Origin of the sequence: Pseudomonas sp. GW460-12-10-14-TSB1, assembly GCF_017349775.1 — a bacterium.
GTDB classification, from domain to species: Bacteria; Pseudomonadota; Gammaproteobacteria; order Pseudomonadales; family Pseudomonadaceae; genus Aquipseudomonas; species Aquipseudomonas piscium.
Genome location: NZ_JACNAC010000002.1, coordinates 210,017 through 229,750, shown reverse-complemented (window position 1 = coordinate 229,750; position 19,734 = coordinate 210,017). Strand labels below are relative to the sequence as shown.

At 63.9% G+C, this 19,734-nt stretch carries 16 protein-coding genes; 6 read left to right on the top strand and 10 right to left on the bottom strand.

Annotated elements, in window-relative coordinates; all coding sequences use genetic code 11:
• Positions 1 to 27 precede the first annotated feature (27 nt).
• On the top strand, positions 28 to 240 hold the full coding sequence (locus J4D52_RS02575) for a PA3496 family putative envelope integrity protein (RefSeq protein ID WP_025806953.1): 213 nt from the start codon (positions 28 to 30) through the stop codon (positions 238 to 240).
• On the opposite strand, the gene J4D52_RS02570 is transcribed toward J4D52_RS02575, so the two are convergent.
• Complete coding sequence (locus tag J4D52_RS02570) at positions 182 to 1,144, bottom strand: LysR family transcriptional regulator (protein ID WP_053276727.1); 963 nt, start codon at positions 1,142 to 1,144, stop codon at positions 182 to 184. The two genes, J4D52_RS02575 and J4D52_RS02570, sit on opposite strands and share 59 nt — an antisense overlap.
• 190 nt (positions 1,145 to 1,334) lie before the next feature.
• Between J4D52_RS02570 and J4D52_RS02565 the strand changes: the two genes are divergently transcribed.
• Both J4D52_RS02565 and oadA read left to right on the top strand, forming a co-directional pair.
• A complete protein-coding gene (locus tag J4D52_RS02565; protein ID WP_023967762.1) occupies positions 1,335 to 2,750 on the top strand; it encodes an acetyl-CoA carboxylase biotin carboxylase subunit in 1,416 nt (471 codons plus the stop codon).
• An 11-nt stretch (positions 2,751 to 2,761) separates the two neighbouring features.
• Complete coding sequence (gene oadA / locus J4D52_RS02560; RefSeq protein ID WP_063433435.1) at positions 2,762 to 4,570, top strand: sodium-extruding oxaloacetate decarboxylase subunit alpha; 1,809 nt, start codon at positions 2,762 to 2,764, stop codon at positions 4,568 to 4,570.
• Between the two features lie 96 nt (positions 4,571 to 4,666).
• Here the strand turns inward: oadA and J4D52_RS02555 are convergent, their stop codons facing one another.
• From J4D52_RS02555 to J4D52_RS02545, 3 genes are all read right to left on the bottom strand, one after another.
• A complete protein-coding gene (locus J4D52_RS02555) occupies positions 4,667 to 7,699 on the bottom strand; it encodes an autotransporter outer membrane beta-barrel domain-containing protein (RefSeq protein WP_102676102.1) in 3,033 nt (1,010 codons plus the stop codon).
• 115 nt (positions 7,700 to 7,814) lie between these two features.
• Complete coding sequence (locus J4D52_RS02550; RefSeq protein WP_102676103.1) at positions 7,815 to 8,651, bottom strand: amino acid ABC transporter permease; 837 nt, start codon at positions 8,649 to 8,651, stop codon at positions 7,815 to 7,817.
• A complete protein-coding gene (locus tag J4D52_RS02545; protein WP_025806960.1) occupies positions 8,648 to 9,469 on the bottom strand; it encodes an ABC transporter substrate-binding protein in 822 nt (273 codons plus the stop codon). Before J4D52_RS02545 ends, J4D52_RS02550 begins: the two co-directional genes overlap by 4 nt.
• Before the next feature lie 111 nt (positions 9,470 to 9,580).
• Here J4D52_RS02545 and J4D52_RS02540 point away from each other — a divergent pair, with 111 nt between their 5' ends.
• Positions 9,581 to 10,480 (top strand): homocysteine S-methyltransferase family protein, encoded by a 900-nt coding sequence (locus J4D52_RS02540; RefSeq protein WP_102676104.1) that lies wholly within the window; start codon positions 9,581 to 9,583, stop codon positions 10,478 to 10,480.
• Between the two features lie 124 nt (positions 10,481 to 10,604).
• On the opposite strand, the gene J4D52_RS02535 is transcribed toward J4D52_RS02540, so the two are convergent.
• From J4D52_RS02535 to J4D52_RS02525, 3 genes are read right to left on the bottom strand one after another with little or no spacing between them, the layout of a single operon-like run.
• Complete coding sequence (locus J4D52_RS02535) at positions 10,605 to 11,276, bottom strand: GNAT family N-acetyltransferase (RefSeq protein WP_102676105.1); 672 nt, start codon at positions 11,274 to 11,276, stop codon at positions 10,605 to 10,607.
• Positions 11,277 to 11,294: 18 nt separating this feature from the next.
• Positions 11,295 to 11,741, bottom strand: a complete 447-nt coding sequence (locus tag J4D52_RS02530) for a GNAT family N-acetyltransferase (protein ID WP_102676106.1) — start codon at positions 11,739 to 11,741, stop codon at positions 11,295 to 11,297.
• Positions 11,738 to 12,373, bottom strand: a complete 636-nt coding sequence (locus J4D52_RS02525; RefSeq protein ID WP_102676107.1) for an FMN-binding negative transcriptional regulator — start codon at positions 12,371 to 12,373, stop codon at positions 11,738 to 11,740. Before J4D52_RS02525 ends, J4D52_RS02530 begins: the two co-directional genes overlap by 4 nt.
• 123 nt (positions 12,374 to 12,496) lie before the next feature.
• Between J4D52_RS02525 and J4D52_RS02520 the strand changes: the two genes are divergently transcribed.
• On the top strand, positions 12,497 to 14,071 hold the full coding sequence (locus J4D52_RS02520) for a PLP-dependent aminotransferase family protein (protein WP_102676108.1): 1,575 nt from the start codon (positions 12,497 to 12,499) through the stop codon (positions 14,069 to 14,071).
• Positions 14,072 to 14,110: 39 nt separating this feature from the next.
• A complete protein-coding gene (locus J4D52_RS02515) occupies positions 14,111 to 15,322 on the top strand; it encodes a YeeE/YedE family protein (protein ID WP_102676109.1) in 1,212 nt (403 codons plus the stop codon).
• Positions 15,323 to 15,461: 139 nt separating this feature from the next.
• Here the strand turns inward: J4D52_RS02515 and J4D52_RS02510 are convergent, their stop codons facing one another.
• The 3 genes from J4D52_RS02510 to J4D52_RS02500 form a co-directional block, all read right to left on the bottom strand.
• Complete coding sequence (locus J4D52_RS02510) at positions 15,462 to 16,562, bottom strand: polyamine ABC transporter substrate-binding protein (RefSeq protein ID WP_102676110.1); 1,101 nt, start codon at positions 16,560 to 16,562, stop codon at positions 15,462 to 15,464.
• 14 nt (positions 16,563 to 16,576) lie between these two features.
• Positions 16,577 to 17,608: a histone deacetylase family protein gene (locus J4D52_RS02505; protein WP_009051617.1), complete on the bottom strand. Its 1,032-nt coding sequence runs from the start codon at positions 17,606 to 17,608 to the stop codon at positions 16,577 to 16,579.
• A 161-nt stretch (positions 17,609 to 17,769) separates the two neighbouring features.
• Positions 17,770 to 19,689, bottom strand: a complete 1,920-nt coding sequence (locus tag J4D52_RS02500; RefSeq protein WP_102676111.1) for an ankyrin repeat domain-containing protein — start codon at positions 19,687 to 19,689, stop codon at positions 17,770 to 17,772.
• Positions 19,690 to 19,734: the final 45 nt, after the last annotated feature.

Below are 19,734 nucleotides of genomic sequence, written 5' to 3'. Positions count from 1 at the left end.
TCCCGTACTCGCATTGGGAGACTTGAAATGGCCCGGCCTTACGAAGAGAGCAACAGCGCAGTCAAAACCCGTCGTCAACAGGAAGACCAGCGCCGCATGGAATTTCGCCGCGCGATCGAACATCGCTGTGAGCTGCGCCGTCTGCAGCAGGAAATCAACGACTACCCCGAGCTGGACGCCGTCAATTACTGGCAGGCAGCCCCGGCAGCTTCCCGTCAAAACGTTCAACAAGCCCGCTGATCTGCACCCGTTCGCTGCGGATAAACCCCAGGAACGCATGCGCTACCGGTGACAGGCGTTTAGCCTTGGCCTGCACCAGGCACCAGCTGCGATACAACGGCAGCTCTTCTACCGGCAACTCGACGAGTCCTCCGGTTGCCAACTCAAGGTTCAGGGCGTGGCGCGTCAACAGCGCCACGCCCAGACCCGCCAGCACACACTCCCGCTGCGCTTCGGCCGACGACACTTCCAGGGTCTGGGTGAAGTGCACGCGCTTTTCCTTGAAATACTCCTCGCAGGCCAGGCGCGTGCCCGAACCCTGTTCGCGTACCAGCAGGTTGTAGGGTTCCAGGTCCTGCAGGCGCAGCGGCCCCAGATGGCACAGCGGATGGTCGGGCGGCGCCACGGCGACGATCGGGTTGTTGAGGAACGGCAGGAACTCCAGGCCCATGTCCTGCGGGACCATGGACATAATCACCAGGTCGTCGCGGTTGTCCGAGAGGCGGCGGATCACTTGGCCCCGGTTGACCACCGTCAGTTGCAGGTTCACTTCAGGGTGCTGGCGCTTGAAGGCCGCGAACAGGTGCGGCACGAAGTACTTGGCGCTGGACTCCACCGCCAGCTTCAGCTGGCCCTGCAAGGAGCCCTGCATGTCCGACAGCTGCATGTCGAGGTTCTCCAGGCGCCCGAAGATGTCGCGGCTGGCCCGTTGCAGGGCCTCGGCGGCCTCGGTCATGTAGAGCTTCTTGCCCACGTAGTCGAACAAAGGCTGGCCGATCAGTTCCTCCAGCTGACGAATCTGCAGGCTGACGGCGGGCTGAGTGAGAGACATTTCGTCCGCCGCCCGGCTGTAGGAGCGCAGATCGCAGACCTCATTGAATATCTGCAATTGGCGTAATGTCATACGCATCAAGGACTTACGCATTATCTAAGGTCTCGCGCCGAGGGCTGTCGGATCAACTATAAGTCTTTGCTTATGAGCAACCCAATAATTATTGATTTTTGTTAATTCATCGACAGGAATAGTGTGGGCCTGCGACTGGCTTGAAACATTTGGTCACGCGCCGACCCGGTCTAGCGGGTCGTATGTTCCAACGGCTCAAGGGTACCTCCAAGTGATAAAAAAGATCCTGATCGCCAACCGTGGTGAGATTGCCGTACGAATCGTGCGTGCCTGCGCCGAGATGGGCATTCGCTCGGTCGCGATCTTCTCCGACGCCGATCGCCATGCCCTGCATGTGAAGCGCGCGGATGAAGCCCACAGCATCGGTGCCGAACCCCTGGCCGGCTACCTGAACCCGCGCAAGCTGGTGAACCTGGCAGTGGAGACCGGCTGCGACGCGCTGCACCCCGGCTACGGCTTCCTTTCGGAAAACGCCGAACTGGCGGACATCTGCGCCGAACGTGGAATCAAATTCATAGGTCCATCGGCTGAAGTGATTCGCCGCATGGGCGACAAGACCGAAGCCCGCCGCAGCATGATCAAGGCTGGCGTGCCGGTTACCCCGGGCACCGAAGGCAACGTCGCCGATATCCACGAAGCCCTGCGCGAAGGCGACCGCATCGGTTACCCGGTGATGCTCAAGGCCACCTCCGGCGGTGGCGGCCGTGGCATTCGTCGCTGCAACAGCCGGGACGAGCTGGAACAGGCGTTCCCCCGGGTGATTTCCGAGGCGACCAAGGCGTTCGGCTCCGCCGAAGTGTTCCTGGAGAAGTGCATCGTCAATCCCAAGCACATTGAGGCGCAGATCCTCGGCGACAGCTTTGGCAACGTGGTGCACCTGTTCGAGCGCGACTGCTCGATCCAGCGCCGCAACCAGAAGCTGATCGAGATCGCCCCGAGCCCGCAACTGACCCCGGAACAGCGCGCCTACATCGGCGACCTGTCGGTGCGCGCGGCCAAGGCGGTAGGTTACGAGAACGCCGGTACCGTGGAGTTCCTGCTCGCCGATGGCGAGGTGTACTTCATGGAGATGAACACCCGGGTGCAGGTGGAACACACCATCACCGAGGAAATCACCGGCATCGACATCGTTCGCGAACAGATCCGCATCGCTTCCGGCCTGCCGCTTTCGGTGAAGCAGGAAGACATCCATCACCGTGGTTTCGCCCTGCAGTTCCGGATCAACGCCGAAGACCCGAAAAACAACTTCCTGCCGAGCTTCGGCAAGATCACCCGTTATTACGCGCCCGGCGGCCCTGGCGTGCGTACCGACACGGCGATCTACACCGGCTACACCATTCCGCCGTTCTACGACTCCATGTGCCTGAAGCTGGTGGTCTGGGCCCTGACCTGGGAAGAGGCGATGGACCGTGGCTTGCGTGCCCTGGACGACATGCGTCTGCAAGGGGTCAAGACCACCGCCGCGTATTACCAGGAAATCCTGCGTAACCCGGAATTCCGTAGCGGCCAGTTCAACACCAGCTTCGTCGAAAGCCACCCTGAACTGACCAACTACTCGATCAAGCGCAAACCCGAAGAGCTGGCCCTGGCCATCGCCGCCGCCATCGCCGCCCACGCAGGCCTGTGAGGAAAAGAACAATGAGCAAGAAGATTTTTGTTACCGACACCATCCTGCGCGACGCCCACCAATCGTTGCTGGCGACCCGCATGCGCACCGAAGACATGCTGCCGATCTGCGACAAGCTCGACAAAGTCGGCTACTGGTCGCTGGAAGTCTGGGGCGGCGCGACCTTCGATGCCTGTGTGCGTTTCCTCAAGGAAGACCCGTGGGAGCGCCTGCGCAAACTGCGCGCCGCGCTGCCCAACACTCGCCTGCAGATGCTTCTGCGCGGGCAGAACCTGCTGGGCTACCGCCATTACAGCGACGACGTGGTCAAGGCCTTCGTCGCCAAGGCGGCGGTCAACGGCATCGACGTGTTCCGCATCTTCGACGCCATGAACGACGTGCGTAACCTGCGGGTGGCCATCGAAGCGGTGAAAGCCGCCGGCAAGCACGCCCAGGGCACCATCGCCTACACCACCAGCCCGGTGCACACCATCGAGGCGTTCGTGGCCCAGGCCAAGCAGATGGAATCCATGGGTTGCGACTCGGTGGCGATCAAGGACATGGCCGGTCTGCTGACTCCTTACGCCACTGGCGAGCTGGTCAAGGCGCTGAAGGCCGAGCAGTCGCTGCCGGTGTTCGTCCACTCCCATGACACGGCCGGCCTGGCCGCGATGTGCCAGCTCAAGGCCATCGAAAACGGTGCCGACCACATCGACACCGCGATCTCCAGCTTCGCCTGGGGCACCAGCCACCCGGGCACCGAATCGATGGTCGCCGCCCTCAAAGGCAGCGAATTCGACACCGGCCTGGACCTGGAGCTACTGCAGGAAATCGGCCTGTACTTCTACGCCGTGCGCAAGAAGTACCACCAGTTCGAAAGCGAGTTCACCGCGGTCGATACCCGGGTGCAGGTCAACCAGGTTCCGGGCGGGATGATTTCCAACCTGGCCAACCAGCTCAAGGAGCAGGGCGCCCTGAACCGCATGAACGAAGTGCTGGCGGAGATCCCGCGGGTGCGTCACGACCTCGGCTACCCACCGCTGGTGACCCCGACTTCGCAGATCGTCGGTACCCAGGCGTTCTTCAACGTGTTGGCCGGCGAGCGCTACAAGACCATCACCAACGAGGTGAAGCTGTACCTGCAAGGCGGCTACGGCAAGGCGCCGGGCGAGGTGGACGAGAAGTTGCGACGTCAGGCGATCGGCAGCGAGGAGGTGATCGACGTGCGCCCGGCCGACCTGCTGAAGCCGGAAATGACCAAGCTGCGCACTGACATCGGCGCCCTGGCCAAGTCCGAAGAAGACGTGCTGACCTACGCCATGTTCCCGGACATCGGGCGCAAGTTCCTCGAAGAACGCGAAGCCGGCACCCTGACACCGGAAGTGCTGCTGCCGATTCCGGAAGCGGGCGGCGTGACCTCGGCCGGCGGCGAAGGCGTACCGACCGAGTTCGTCATCGACGTGCACGGCGAGACCTACCGCGTCGACATCACCGGTGTCGGCGTGAAGGCCGAAGGCAAGCGCCACTTCTACCTGTCCATCGACGGCATGCCGGAAGAAGTGGTGTTCGAGCCGCTCAACGAGTTCGTCGGCAGCGGCAGCAGCAAGCGCAAGCAAGCCAGTGCGCCGGGCCACGTCAGCACCACCATGCCGGGCAATATCGTCGACGTGCTGGTCAAGGAAGGCGACAGCGTCAAGGCCGGCCAGGCCGTACTGATCACCGAAGCCATGAAGATGGAAACCGAAGTCCAGGCGGCCATCGCCGGCAAGGTCACCGCCATCCACGTGGCCAAGGGCGACCGGGTCAACCCGGGCGAAATCCTGATCGAGATCGAAGGCTGAGTTCAGGCCTTCATCTGCAACGTTTTACCTCGGGGGGCAGATGCCCCCTTTTTTTTGCCTGGTTTTTTCTGGCGTCCCGCGATGGTCACGTCGCGATCAGAAGCTCATCTGCCACTGCCCCATCCATGCATGGTTACGGCTGTTGCTACCCAGCTCCCCGTTGTAGCCGACACTCAAGGTATGACGCGCCGACAGCCCGACATCCAGGCCGGCCTCGATCATCAAGCTATCGCGATCCAGGGCGCTGCCTTCGACCTTGAAGGCGCTGCCGCCCAGCAGGAATGCCTGGCGGGTTTCGCTGTCGACATCCCCATAGGTATGGCGCCAGCCGAGACTGGCCCGGGGCGTCAGGCTGATTCCGTTTTGCAGCTGGTTGAGTTGGGCCAGGCGTACGCCAAAGGTGCTGCTGAAGTTGTCCTGGGTCTGGGAGTGCACGTCCAGTGATGCCGCGCCGCCTTTCTCGGTATAGCGATCACGGTGATAACGCTGGTAGCCCAGATTGGCGAAGGGTTCGACATTGAGCCGGCCTGTGCCCAGGGTGTAACCCAGCTCGGCGAACGCCTGTTGGCTGTCGGCGTCGTAGCTGCCCTTGGGGTGATCGCTGAAGCTGTCGAACTCCACCGTGCGTTTGTTATCCCCGTCGTGCCGGCTGTATGCCGCGCCCAGGCGCAACGCCAGCGGCCCGTCCTGGCGCATGGCATAAGCCCCCAGGTGCCAGCTGCGAAGCTTGCCGTCGACGTCGCTGTTGCTCAGGTCGGTTTTCGAGTAGCCCCCCAGTACGCCCATGCGCCAGACCGGTGACAACGACCAATCGATACCCAGCACGCTACCGGCGGTTTTCTGCTGCAGCCCAGGGTTGCCGTGTTCGCCATCGAGCTTGCCGTAGCTGCCGATACCTTGCAGCCAGACGCGACCCCGGGCGTTCGGGTCATTCAGGTTGCGCAGGCTACCGGGTACGCCAGTGGCCGCGAGGGTCGGGGTTTGCGCTTGATCGAGCCCCACCAGCAGGCCGGCGCCGCTGCCCATCTGGTGCATGGCGGCGAGCATGGACGTAGCGACTTGCGAACTGGCGTTCAGGGTAGCGATGCCCAGATTGGCGTTGCCGCTGCCGGCCAGTTTTTCGATGGCGATGCCGGCGCTGCTTTCACTGGTGTTCAGCAGGGCGTTGTACAGGGTGTTTTCTTCTGCCTGGTGCATCTCTTCTATGCTGCGCACGGCCCGCGCACCGTTGGCGGTGCGGGCGTATTCGCTGAAGTCGACTCCGTTGCGGGTATACGTCAGATCAACGGCGTTGGAACCATAGGTAATGACCGGGTCAAGGAAGGCATAGGCATCACCGGAGACCCTGGCGAAGGTCCCTGTAATGCTACCGGCCTCCAGCACCCTGTATTGGCTACGCCACGGATAGTCGTCTACGGAGTCGTCGGCGCGCACGATCAATGATGAGCCGGTCAGCTTGGCGTTGCCTGCGACCCGGGTGGTGCCGGCGCTACCGTCGGCATCGACCCCGAACAACAGCGTAGAGCCACTGCCCATCACCAGGTCACCCTTGACCTGCGGGGCTCCGAGCTGAGCGCTGGTGCTGAGCAAGCCATTGATGGTCAGGTTGTTGACCGTGCCGTTGCCGCTGTATTGCGCTTGTGGGTCGACGAGCACATCGCCCGCGATAGCACCCAGGTTGGTCAGGTGCGCGAAGTCGAAGACGTGCGCCCCTTCGCTGAAGTCGCCCTTGCCGGTCAGGGTCCAGTCGCCCCGGCGCACTTCCAGGACCTGGAAGTTACGGCTGTCACCGAAGCTGCCAGTGGGAGCGGCACCGTTGTCTACGCCCATGACCAGGGTGTTGTGGCCAGTGCCACCATCTACCAGGCCATCGAAGCGGCTGCCGTTGAGCAGGGTCAACCGGTCGTCACCCCCGCCCATGTCCAGGGCCAGGCCATTGCTGCCGCTGATCAGGCCGCTGTTTCTTACCTCGTCGGCGAAGTCGCCTACGAACTTCACCCCAAAACCATCCAGGCCACGAATGATGCCGCCATTGTTGAGGGTCGTTGCGGCGACGGCCGAGCCGCCGTTGCCATCGTCGACCAGAATGCCGTTGTTGGCACCGCTGATCAGAGCGGCCGCCATGCCGGGTGCAGGTGCCCCCGCGTTGGTAATGGAGCCGCCGCCGATGGAGATACCTTCACTGGTATTGGCTGCGCCGTGTTGGTTAACACCGCTGGCGCCGGTTCCCTGGATGATGCCGGAGTTGACCACCGAGGCAACCTTGGCGATCCTGATACCGTCACCGTCCGCATCGTGCAGCCCGCTCACATTGCCGCTGATGATGCCGGTATAGCGATTGGAGACTTCGCCGTCGCCTGCGCTGAAAAAGCCGGCGCCATTGCGCCCGGTGACTGTCCCGACATTCACCAGCGTGGCATCCCGAAGCGTGGCTATGCCGTGCCGACCACCGGATATCAGGCCCTGGTTGTCGACCGAGACTGCGATACCCGTGTCGATACCTGGGCTGCCAGCGTCGATGCCGTCGAACTCGTCACTGGCGGTTCGGGTGTCGCCGGTCGAAATCTCTCCATAGTTGATGATGTGACTCTTGTCGATTGTCTTGATGCCGTCATTGAAAGTGGAATGGATCACGCCGCTCGCGCGGTTGGTCACCGAGGCACCGTCCATGAACCATCCGGCCTGTCTTAATTCCAGGCCCTCACCGTTGAGCGAGCGAATCGTGCCGGCGTTATCGATGGCGATATAGCTGGCGGCGTAGTCATTGATGCGAATGGCCGCATCCAGGCCCTGAATCAGTCCGCCCGCATTGTTCTGAATCTGGTAACTACCCAGTGACCAGACGGGATTGCGGCTTATGTCTATCGCCAGACCACCCGTGGAAATGATCTGGCCGGAGTTATAAATACGTCGGTCGCGGGTTTCGTAATCGGAGTGCAGGCCCAGCGCCGTTGGACTGGTGATCAGGCTGCCCGTGGGGGTAACCGTGACCCTGGTAACATCCTGGGTGTCGGGTGGCGTGGTGATCGGGCTGTCGATGATGAGGTTGGTGGCATGGGCCTGGGCTGCCAGGCTGCCGGAAACGATCAACGCAATACGCAAGGCCAGACGATGGGGCGCAAGAATCATGGGGAAGTCCTTTTCTGAAGGATGTCATGGTCCTATATGCCGGTTTGGCATTACAAGGCTGAGGTTCCTTACTCGGCGTTTTCTCCAGGACTACAACCTGTCAATGAAATCGGCTTCAACCGCGCTTGGCGTAAGCCTTGCCGTAATGCCTTTCCATCCGCGCCTGGATCAGTTCCAGGCCGATCGACAGCAGCCAGTAGATGATCGCCGCGGTGCTGAGCATTTCGATGTAGCGGTAGCTGGAGCGGCCGTAGGACTGGGCCAGGAACATCACTTCCCAGACGCCCATCACCGAGATCAGCGACGAGTCCTTGAGCATCGAGATGAACTGGTTGGTGGCCGGCGGGATGATGGTGCGCATGGCTTGCGGCAGGGTCACGCGCCAGAAGATCACGCTGTCGCGCATGCCCAGCGCCAGGGAGGCTTCGCGCTGGCCGTGGGGCACGCCGAGGATGCCGGCGCGGAAGATCTCGCTGAGGTAGGCGCCGTAGTTCAGCGACAGGGCGATGATCCCCGCGGCGATGGCGCCCGGCACCACGCCCAGCTGCGGCAGGCCGAGGTAGATCAGCAGGATCTGGATCAGCAGCGGCGTGCCGCGAAAGAACGAGGCGTAGAAGCTGGCGATGCCAAAGGCCACGGCGCTTTTCGACAGCCGGGCGAGGGCGGTGACGAAGCCCAGCAGCGACGACAACGCGATCGAGCAGAGGCAGAGGAACAGGGTCAGCGCCGCGCCTTGCAGAAAGCCGCTGGGGGCCAGGGTCAGGCCGAGCAGGTTGGGCAGCTTGTCGAGGATGATCGAGAACTTCAGGTCGAAGCTCAGGAAGAAACTGGCGAACAGGCCGAACAGCACCGCCCAGGTCAGGTACAGGCGGGTGCGGAAACCGAAGAGGCGTTTGGCCAGCGGTTCGGCCAGCACTTGCGGTGGCCGAGGCGGTTGGGAAAGAGAAGTCATTGGCTGATGTCGGCGCCGATCCATTTCTGCGAGAGCTTGCTCAGGGTGCCGTCCTGCTTCAGCTGGGCGAACACTTCACGGACCTTGGCATGCCACTGGGCGTCGCCTTTCTCGATGGCCACCGAGTTGGGCTCGGCGTACAGCGGCTCGCCGGCGAGCTTGAAGCGCGGGTCCTGGGCCAGGCGCGGCTGGGCGGTCACCAGGTTGGTGAGGATCGCGTCCAGGCGCACGCCAGCGCCCAGGCCGAGGTCCTGGAAGGCCACGTTGTCGGTGTCGTACGGGGCGATCTGCACGTTGTCGAACGGGTACTGCAGCTGGGTGTCCTCGGCGCCCTCGATCACCAGGTTCTTGTTCAGGTAACTCTCGTAGCTGGAAGCGCTGGTCAGGCCGACCTTCTTGTCGCTCAGGTCCTTGGCGCCGTGGATGCGCTGGTCCTTGGCGTTGACCACGATCACCGCGGGCGAGGCGTAGTACTGCACCGGGAAGTCGAAGACCTCGGCGCGGGCCTTGCTCGGGGTCATGGAGCAGATGCAGATGTCGTAGCGACCGCTCCAGCGGCCGGCGGCGATCACGTCCCAGGACGGCGTTTCCAGGCGCAGCTTCACCCCCAGTCTGTCAGCCACGGCCTTGGCCACGTCGACGTCGAAGCCGTCGAGCTGGTTCTGATCGTTGAGGAAGGAGAAGGGCGGGTAGCTTTCCATCAGCACGCCCACCAGCTCTTTTTTCTGTTCGATACGGTCCAGGGTAGCGCCGGCAAAGGCCTGGCTGGAGGCAGCGAGAATCGTCAGGCCGAGGGCCAGCAGCGGTTTGAAATTCATGGAAGTCCCGAGCAGAAAAAAGGTTGTTATTAACTGAATGGTGCGTATTAAATAGTTATAAGAACGACTCAGATAGTGAGTTATTTTCATAAGCATATGAGTAAAGAGCATATGGGCGCAGGCAGCAGGGTAATTCTGGATGGCGGCATGGGTCGTGAACTGCAACGCCGTGGGGCGCCGTTCAGGCAGCCCGAGTGGTCGGCGCTGGCCCTGAGCGAAGCACCGCAGGCGGTGGAAGCGGTGCATGCGGCTTATATCGAAAGCGGTGCCGACGTCATCACCAGCAACAGCTACGCGGTGGTGCCGTTCCACATCGGCGAAGCGCGGTTTGCCGCAGAAGGGCAGGCGTTGGCGGCCCTGGCCGGCGAGCTGGCGCGGCGAGCGGTACAGGCTTCCGGCAAGCCGGTGCGGGTCGCCGGTTCGCTGCCACCGTTGTTCGGCTCCTATCGCCCGGACCTGTTCGAGGCCGACCGCGCCGCGGAGTTGCTGGCGCCGCTGGTCAACGGCCTGGCCCCCCATGTCGACCTGTGGCTGGCGGAAACCCAGAGTTCCACGGTCGAGGCGCGGGCGATCCACGCCGGCCTGCCCAAGGACGGCAAGGCCTTCTGGCTATCCTTCACCTTGCATGATGAGAACCCCGACGAAGTGCCGCGCTTGCGCTCCGGCGAGCCGGTGGCGGATGCGGCGGCGGTGGCCGCCGAGCTGGGGGTGGAAACCCTGCTGTTCAACTGCAGCCAGCCGGAAGTGATAGGCGCGGCGATCGACGCGGCGCGGGCAACCTTCGAGCGGCTGGGGGTGAAGATCCATATCGGCGCCTACGCCAACGCCTTCCCGCCGCAACCGAAGGAAGCCACGGCCAACGATGGCCTCGACCCGCTGCGCGAAGACCTCGATCCGCCGGGCTACCTGCAGTGGGCGGCCGACTGGCGGCAACGCGGCGCCAGCCACCTGGGCGGTTGCTGCGGTATCGGGCCGGAGCACATTGCCGTGCTGGCGCAGAAGTTGGTCTGAAAAAGCATCGCGGGCAATCGAGCGCCGACCGGCTGCTCCTACAGGTTCGCGTCGAACGACACGCTTCTGTAGGAGCGAGGCTTGCCCGCGATGACGTCAAGCCAAACACCACCTGACAAGAGGGTTACCCCCGGCACTCTACCAGTCCCTTCACCTGCCCCGAACCGCTCTGGTTCTCCTCGCTCAACCAGCGCTCGAACCCCGCGCCGACCTTCGGCCACTCGGAATCGAGGATCGAATACCAGGCGGTATCGCGGTTCTGGCCCTTGACCACCATGTGCTGGCGGAACACCCCCTCGAAGCTGAAACCCAGGCGCTCGGCCGCATAACGGGAGCGGGCGTTGGCGTTGTTGCATTTCCATTCCAGGCGGCGATAGCCCAGGGCGAAAGCTTCCTTGGCCAGCAGGTACACCGCTTCGGTGCTCTTGGGCGAACGCTGCATGGGCGCGCCGAAGGTGACGTGGCCGATCTCGATGCGGCCCTGGGCCGGGACGATCGACATCAGGCTGAGGATGCCCTGCACCTGGCCGCTGGCCCGGTCGATCACGCTGAAGAAATACGGGTCGCTGTTGGCCGCGTGGTTGTTCAGCCAGTCATTGAAGGCGCTGCGTTCGGTAAAGGGGCCGTAGGGCAGGTAGTCCCACAGCTTGGGGTCGGCGCCCGGGCCCTGGAAGGCTTGCCACAGGTCGTCGGCGTGGCGCGCCGGGTCGAGTTTTTCCAGGCGGATGAAGCGCCCTTCGAGCAAGGTGGTGGACGGCGGCGGCACGCCTTTCCAGTCGGCGAGTGAGGTCGGCATGGGGTTCTCCTTGAACGCTTAAAGGGCTTTGCGAAATTGAATGAAACCCGGGCGCTCGGCGATCCGCTCGTAGAGCTGGATGGCGGTGGCGTTGGTTTCGTGGGTCAGCCAGTGGACCTTGCAGCAGCCGTTGGCCTTGGCGGTGGCGTAGACGAATTCGATCAGTTGGCGACCGACGCCGGTGCCGCGTTGCTCCGGGATGACCAGCAGGTCCTGCAGGTAGCAGGAGCTCTCGATGCTCCAGTTGGAGCGGTGGTAGATGAAATGCACCATGCCCACCGCCTGCTCGCCGTCCCAGGCCAGGGCGGCGTGGGTCGGTTCGGCAGGGTCGAGAAAGCGCTGCCAGGTGCTGCGGGTGACCGCGTCGGCCAGCTCGGTGTCGTAGAACCGCAGGTAGGCCTGCCACAGCGGCAGCCAGGCTGCGTGATCATTGGCGGTGACGGGACGAATCTGGATCTGGCTCATGGCTGCTCCTGGCGCATCAGTTGGGAAATGCTCTGGTCATGGGGATCGGCGCTGGTGGCCAATCCGTCGCGCACGCCGGCGATGTCGACGGCGGTGCGGTTCTGGCTGAGTTTGCGTTTGCCCTCCAGGCGCTGAATCGGCAGGGCGAAGCCGACAATGGCGCGCAGCATGCTGTCCATGAACTCGGCGGGGGCGTCCTCGAACTTCCAGGGGCTGGCGCGGCCGGCTTCATGCTGGTTGGTCAGGGCGCTGACCACTTCGCGGATGCGCTGCGGATCATGGAACACCTCGGCCACGCCGTAGGCATGCACGCTCACGTAGTTCCAGGTCGGCACCACTTTGCCGTGCTCGGCCTTGCTCGGGTACAGCGACGGGCTGACGTAGGCCTCGGCCCCTTGGAAGATCAGCAGGGCCTCGGCGCCGCTGGCCAGTTCCTGCCATTGTGGGTTGGCCCTGGCCAGGTGGCCGTAGAGGGTGCCGTACGGGCCCTGGTCCGAAGCGAACAACAGCGGCAGGTGATTGGCCTGCAGGCCGCGTTCCCCGTAGGTCACCAGGGTGGCCAGGCGGGTTTCCCCGATCAGCTGGTGCAGCGTAGGCAGGTCTTCTTCGGCGAAAGCGCGGGGTAGGTACATGGAAAAATATCCTTGGCGAATGGTTGCATCCTAGGCAGGCTATTGGTCTGTTGTAAGAGCCATCTTTGGTCATTTTCATAGGTCCATTTGGCCACTCCATTCAGCCGCTCAGGGGACAGGCCCATGAACAGCCCGGCATTGCCGCTTTCCTTCAACCCCGCCGGTATCGAGCTGGACCGTGGGCAGGGGCTCAGCCGCCAGCTGTACCAGGCGTTGCGCCAGCGGGTGCTGGACGGCCGGCTGGCCAGCGGCACGCGCCTGCCGGCCAGTCGCGACCTGGCGGCGGCCCTGGAGATTTCCCGCAACAGCGTGGTGCGCGCCTATGACCAGCTGTACGCCGAAGGTTTTATCGAAGGCCGGGTCGGCGACGGCACCTATGTGGCGCAATTGCCCGAGAGCCGGCTGCCGATCAAAAAGTCGGCGAGGGATTTACCTACAAAAGTATCCACAAAAGTATCCACAGGGTTATCACCAGGCTTACCCACAGGGTTATCCACAAAAAACCCGAATTTACCTGGGATTACATCCAGTAAAGTTATCCACAGCGAGGCGTTGGAGCGGGTCGAACAGCATCATTTGTCGACCCCGCAAAGCGGTCCGCCACGGGCTTTTCGGGTGGGGATTCCAGCCTTCGATCTGTTCCCGTTCGAAGTCTGGGCCAAGCTGAATGCGGCTTTCTGGCGCAAGCCGGATCTGGGCCAGCTGTGTTATGGCGATTCGGCCGGCGAGGAGCGTCTGCGCGGATTGATCGCCGCCTACCTGCGCAGTTCACGCGGCATGCAATGCAGCGCTGAACAAATTGTGATCACCAGTGGTGCACAACAGGGCATAAGCCTTTGTGCACAGTTGCTGGTGAACCCCGGCGACGGCGTGGCTGTGGAAAACCCCGGCTATCGGGCGGCGGGGCATGCCTTCGCGATTGCCGGCGCGCGCCTGCACGGGGTGGCGGTGGACAACGAGGGCTTCGACTGCGCAGCCCTGGCGGGCCTGAGCGATTGTCGCCTGGCCTATGTCACGCCGTCCCACCAGTACCCCACGGGGGTGACCCTGAGCCTGGCCCGGCGCCTGGAACTGCTGGCCTGGGCCGAGCGCACCAACGGCTGGATAGTCGAGGACGACTATGACGGCGAGTACCGCTACAGCGGGGCGCCACTGGCACCCTTGGCAGCCCTCGACCGGCAGGGTCGGGTGCTGTACGTCGGCACCTTCGGCAAGGTCGCGTTCCCGGCCTTGCGCCTGGGTTACCTGGTATTGCCACCGGCGCTGGTGCAGCCCTTCGCCCAGCGCCGAGCGGTGGATGTGCGCCACTCCGAGGTCAGCACCCAGGCGGTGATGGCCGAGTTCATGGCTGCCGGGCATTTCCAGCGGCATATCCGGCGTATGCGCCGCGCCGCCTTGAGCCGGCGCGATGCCTTGCTGGCCGGCTGGCCTGTGGATATCCCCGGGGTGGGCAAGTTGCCGAACGTGGCGGCGGGCCTGCACCTGACGATCCCGGTGGACAGCCTGGCCCGGGAGCAGGAACTGGTGGCGCAGGCCGCGGCAGTGGATGTGGAGATCAATGGCCTGAGCAACTACTGGCTGCCGGATTCGCCGCTGCCGCAGGACCAGCGCGCGGGGTTGGTGCTGGGCTTTGCCGCGGTGCCCGAGGCCGCTATCGCCTGTGCCCTGGAGCGTCTGCGTCGGGCCTGGGGCGTGTGACGGCTATACTCGCGGCCATTGTCTTTGCCGAGAACCCTTATGAGCCTGATTCTTTCCGCGGCGCCCGAACGCAAGTTCGGCGCGCCTGTGTTCGCTTTGATCGTGCTGCTGGCCGGCGCTGTATTCCTGCAGGCCCAGGTCGGCGCGCGCCAGGTGTGGCTGTTGCTGCTGGGCGCGGCCCTGGGCCTGACCCTGTATCACGCCGCCTTCGGTTTCACTTCGGCCTGGCGGGTGTTCATCCGCGATCGACGCGGCGCCGGCCTGCGGGCGCAGATGGTCATGCTGGCGCTGGCGGTGCTGCTGTTCTTCCCGGCCCTGGGCGCGGGCAGCCTGTTCGGTTCGCCGGTCACGGGGCTGGTGGCGCCGGCCGGGGTTTCGGTGATTGTCGGTGCGTTCATCTTCGGTATCGGCATGCAACTGGGCGGCGGTTGTGCGTCCGGCACGCTGTTCACCGTGGGTGGCGGTAACGCGCGGATGCTGGTGACCCTGCTGTTTTTCATCTGCGGTTCGCTGATCGCCACCCACCATGTGGACTGGTGGTTTGCCTTGCCATCGCTGCCGCCGGTTTCCATCGTGCAGCGCTTCGGTGTGGTGCCGGCATTGGGGCTCAGCCTCGGTCTGTTCGCCTTGATTGCCCTGGTCACGGTACGCCTGGAAAAGAGCCGCCACGGCGCGCTGGAAGCACCGGTCGACAGCGCACACCAAGGTTGGCGCCGTCTGCTGCGCGGGCCTTGGCTGCTGGTGTGGGGCGCGGTCGCCCTGGCCTTGCTGAACTTCGCCACCCTGGCCCTGGCCGGACGGCCCTGGGGTGTCACCTCGGCGTTTGCCCTGTGGGGCGCCAAGATCGCCAGCGGGCTGGGAGTGGATGTCGGCAGCTGGGTGTTCTGGCAGGGCGCGGCGAACGCCAAGGCCCTGGCCGCGCCAGTGTGGCAGGACATCACCAGCGTGATGGATATCGGTATCGTCTTCGGCGCCTTGCTGGCGGCGGGCCTGGCCGGGCGTTTCGCGCCGAGCCTGAAGATTCCCGCGCGTTCGCTGGTGGCGGCGGTGATCGGTGGTTTGTTGCTGGGTTACGGTTCGCGCCTGGCCTATGGCTGCAACATCGGCGCCTATTTCAGCGGCATCGCCTCCGGCAGCCTGCACGGCTGGCTGTGGCTGGTAGCGGCCTTTATCGGCAACGGCGTAGGCGTGCGCCTGCGGCCGTGGTTCTTTGTCGAGGAGCGTCAGCCGCAAGGGCTGACGGGGTGTTGAAGCGACCTTGAGCTTCTAGCTTTTGTAGGAGCGAGGCTTGCCCGCGATAGGGACGCCGCGGTGTATCGGCCACACCGCGTTATCGTTCATCGCGGGCAATCGAGCGTCGACCGGCCGCTCCTACAGAAGAACCGGGTGCTCAGGTCCCGGCCTTGATCTTGGTCCAGGCCCGGGTCCGTGCCCGTTCCGCGTCGCGAGGTAGCGGCTGCAGGGTGTACAGCGTGCTCATCGCCGCGTCGGTCGGGTACAGGTTGGGGTTGTTGCGGATCGACGGATCGACCAGCTCGGTGGCGTCCTTGTTCGGGTTCGGGTAGCCGACGAAGTCGCTGACCGGAGCGATCACCTTGGGTTGCAGCAGGTAGTTGATGAAGCCGTAGGCATCGTCCGGGTTCTTCGCGCCTTTGGGGATCGCCAGCATGTCGAACCAGATCGGCGCGCCTTCCTTGGGCAGGCGCATGTCCACCACCACGCCGTTCTTGGCTTCCTTGGCGCGGTTGGCGGCCTGGGAGAAGCTGCCGGAATAACCCACCGCCACGCAGATGTCGCCGTTGGCGATGTCGGCCATGTACTTGGACGAGTGGAAGTAGGTGACGTAGGGGCGGATCTTCAGCAGCAGCGCTTCGGCCTTGGCGTAGTCCGCCGGTTGCTTGCTGTTGGGATCCAGGCCCAGGTGCTGCAAGGCCAGCGGCAGGATCTCCGACGGCGAATCGAGCAGGGCCACGCCGCACTGCTTGAGCTTGCTGATGTTCTCTTCCTTGAAGATCAGGTCCCAGCTGTCCACCGGCGCGTTCTCGCCGAGGGCGGCCTTGACCTTGGCTGGGTTGAAGCCGATCAGGATGGTGCCGTACATGTAGGGCACGGCGAATTTGTTGCCCGGGTCGTTGGCCTCGATCAGCTTCATCAGCTTGGGATCGAGATGGTTCCAGTTCGGCAGCTTGCTGCGGTCCAGCGACTGGAACACCCCGGCCTCGATCTGCTTGGCGAGGAACACGTTGGACGGCACCACCACGTCGTAGCCGGAGTTGCCGGTCAGCAGCTTGGCCTCCAGCGCCTCGTTGGTGTCGAAGATGTCGTAGACCAGCTTGACCTGGCTGTTCTCGGCCTTGAAGTCTTCCAGGGCCTTGGGGGTGATGTAGTCGAACCAGTTGTAGACACGCAGGGTGCGTTCTTCAGCCTGTGCGGCACCGCCCAGCAGCGCCGCGCAGAGTGCGGGCGCGATGTAACTTTTGAGCCTGTTCATGTTGCGGGTTTCCTTCACTGGGCGCTTTGAAAGCCTTCGAGAACGTTCACGGCGTTGATGCCGATTTCTTCCACCGCATAACCGCCTTCCATGACGAACAGCGTCGGCGTGCCCAGGGCGGCGATGCGCTGCCCCATGGCCAGGTAGTCCGGGCTGTCGAGCTTGAACTGCGAGATCGGGTCGTCCTTGAAGGTGTCCACGCCCAGCGACACCACCACGATGTCGGCGCCATAACGGCGGATTTCCTCGCAGGCCTGTTCCAGCGCCGCGCTCCAGCTGTCCCAGCCGCTGCCGGCGGGCAGCGGGTAGTTGAAGTTGAAGCCAACGCCTGCGCCTTCGCCCAGCTCGTCCGCGTAGCCCAGGAAGAACGGGAATTCGGCTTCCGGGTGGCCGTGGATCGAGGTGAACAGCACGTCATTGCGCGCGTAGAAAATCGACTGGGTGCCGTTGCCGTGGTGGTAGTCGACGTCGAGGATCGCGACCTTCTTGTGGCCCTGGTCGAGGAAGGCCTGGGCGGCGATGGCCGCGTTGTTCAGGTAGCAGTAGCCGCCCATCAGGTCGCCGGCGGCGTGGTGTCCCGGCGGACGGCACAAGGCGAAGGCACTGCGCGCGCCGCGCTGGATCACCGCTTGGGCGGTCAGGGCGACCTGCGCGGCGCTATAGGCCGCCTGCCAGGTGCCGGCGGTGATCGGCGCGCCGCCGTCGAAGCTGTAGTAGCCGAGCTGGCCGTGCAGGCTGGTGGGGATCACGCTGCGCAGGGTGCGCGCCGGCCAGGTGTAGGGCAGCAGGTCGCCGTCGATGCCCTGGGCGGCCCAGCGGTCCCAGGCGCCCTTGAAGAAGTCCAGGTAGGCGCGGCTGTGGATGCGTTCGATCGGCCCCAGGCCGAAGTCCCTGGGCGCCTCGACCGGGCCCAGGTTGCGATATTTCACACGGTCCAGCACATGGTCGGCACGGGACGGCATTTCGAAGCAGGGCATCAGTTGCCCGTCGATCAGTTCGCAGCGGCCATGGTGCAGGTGGTGATCGTCCGAGTAGATCGTCAGCATTTCTTGTTCTCCGCAGGCTGGTTCGGTGCTCACAGTCTTGCGGCGCCGGGCCTTTTGGAGAACGGCAGGAGCGGCCAAAAGGGGATCGATATGGCCAAAACCTGTGTCCGCAATTCGCCCCATGAAGCGGCACGGCGCCCCGTTGCGGGGCGCCAGTGGGTTCAGCTTGCGGACGGCGCTTGAGTGAAGCGCTGCAGCACCTGGAGCATGTCCTCGCGTTTTTTCCGGGCGAGGATGTCCAGCAGCAGGGCGCGGCCGTTTTTCTCGCAACGCTGGCCGGCATTCGGATCGGCGCCTTTTTCCAGCAGCAGGGTGAACATGTCCAGGGTCTCCTGCTGGCTGACAGTGGGCGACTTGTCGTCGGCGGAGGTCTTGTCGGCGACGAACGTCAGCAGGTTCTGCCCGCCGGGTTGGTGGTTGGAACAGGTGCCACGACCGTAGTTCAGGTTGAGATTGGCACCGGCTTCGATCAGCTGTCTCATGGCCGTGTAGTTGTTTCCCCAGAACGCCCGGTACAGTGCGGTTTCGTTGTCATTCACGGTCCGCAGTTCGAGGTTCTGCGGGTGTTGCAGCAGCCAGGTGAAGCCTTTGAGGTTGCGTTGCTGTTCGGCCAGTTGCAGCAGCGGGGTGTAGCCCCGGCTGTTTTGCTCGTCGATGGCGACGCCGGCCTCCAGCAGGAACTTCAGGCGCCCGCCCTGGTTCAGGTCGGGGCTGTCCTTGAGGTCGCGCTCCATGGCCAGCAGGGCCAGGGTGCTCCAGTTGTACTGGCCGCTGGTATGGGCGCCGTGGGCCAGCAGCTGCCGGGCAATCTCCAGGTTTGGCGCATCCAGGGCGTGCAACAGCGCACTGCGCCCGTCATCGGCCATGACTTCGCCACTGACGCCACTGGCCAGCAAGCGCCGGACCTCGGCCGCATCACCGGCATCCACGGCGGCCACCAGCGGCCAGAAACCCTGGCACGCCTGCGGGTTGGCGGACTGCAGGCCGAGGCGCTGGAGTACCCGTGGCGGCACGCTCAGCTGGCGTTGCAGGCGCATGCCGCAATACAGCCGATAGCGCTCGATGGCACGGCCCTGGTGGATGTTGTCCAGCGGCCGTTGTTCGAACTGGGCCCAGTCCAGGTCGGCCAGGTTGAGGTAGGTCGGCATGCGCCCGGGTTCCCGGCGCAGCACCTCCAACAGCCAGGGGCGGGCGGTTTTCAGTTGGCCGGCCTCGCTGGTCCAGTAGGCGATGTCATTGAGCAGGCCCGGGTACTCGCTGCGGTCCAGGGCGATGGTGCGAAAGTCATGGGCGGAAAAGAAACCTTCCACCTGGCGAATGCCCGGCGCCTTGTCCTTGGCTTTGCGCAGTTGCTCGTGGAGTTCGCGGAACTGCGCCCAGACGTCGTCCGCCGTGGCCGGTGGCGAATAGGCATTGAAGGTGATCGGGCCCGTGCCGCTGCTGAAGGGTCGGAACCACTGGGGAAAGCGCTGCAGGGCATACAACCACTGTTGCTCGATCTCGGTACCTATCGGTTGCAGCGGGGTGAAGTCCATCTGGGTCAGGTCCCGGCGGTGACTGACGGCCAGCATCGGCTGTTGTGGATAACGTTGGTCGATCAGCAGATAACGTTGGCTGAGCTGCCAGTCCGGGCTGACGCAGTCGAAGCTCAAGGGCGTCAGGCTCAGCCCGACTTCGAGTTGATTGCTGGGCGGCCAGTTGTCCGAGACCTGGATCGGGTCGTCCGGCGAGACACAGGCCCGCAGTTCCTCCGGGCTGAACAACGGCAAGGGCGGCGATTTGTAGATGCGCTGCTGGTACTGCGCGTCCTGATAGGCGTTGAGATAGAACAGCCCGCGGTACTGGCTGAGCACGATCCGCGCCGGAAGCTGCGCAAGGCCGGGCAAGGGGAACGGCTTGATCTGCAGGGTGGCGGTTTCCGGCTCGTCCAGGACAATGCCGCGGGAGACTTGCCACCATTTGATCTTGGCCAGGTCCAGGTCGAATGCCTGGGCGGCGGGTGCGACAGCGAGCATCAGCAGCGTCAGGCAGATCCCGTAAAAGCGGTTGTGCCTGGCAGCGGCGCCTGTGAAGAGTTTCAAGATTGCAGTCCCTTGCCGGTATGAAAGGCCGGCAATGTAATGCAA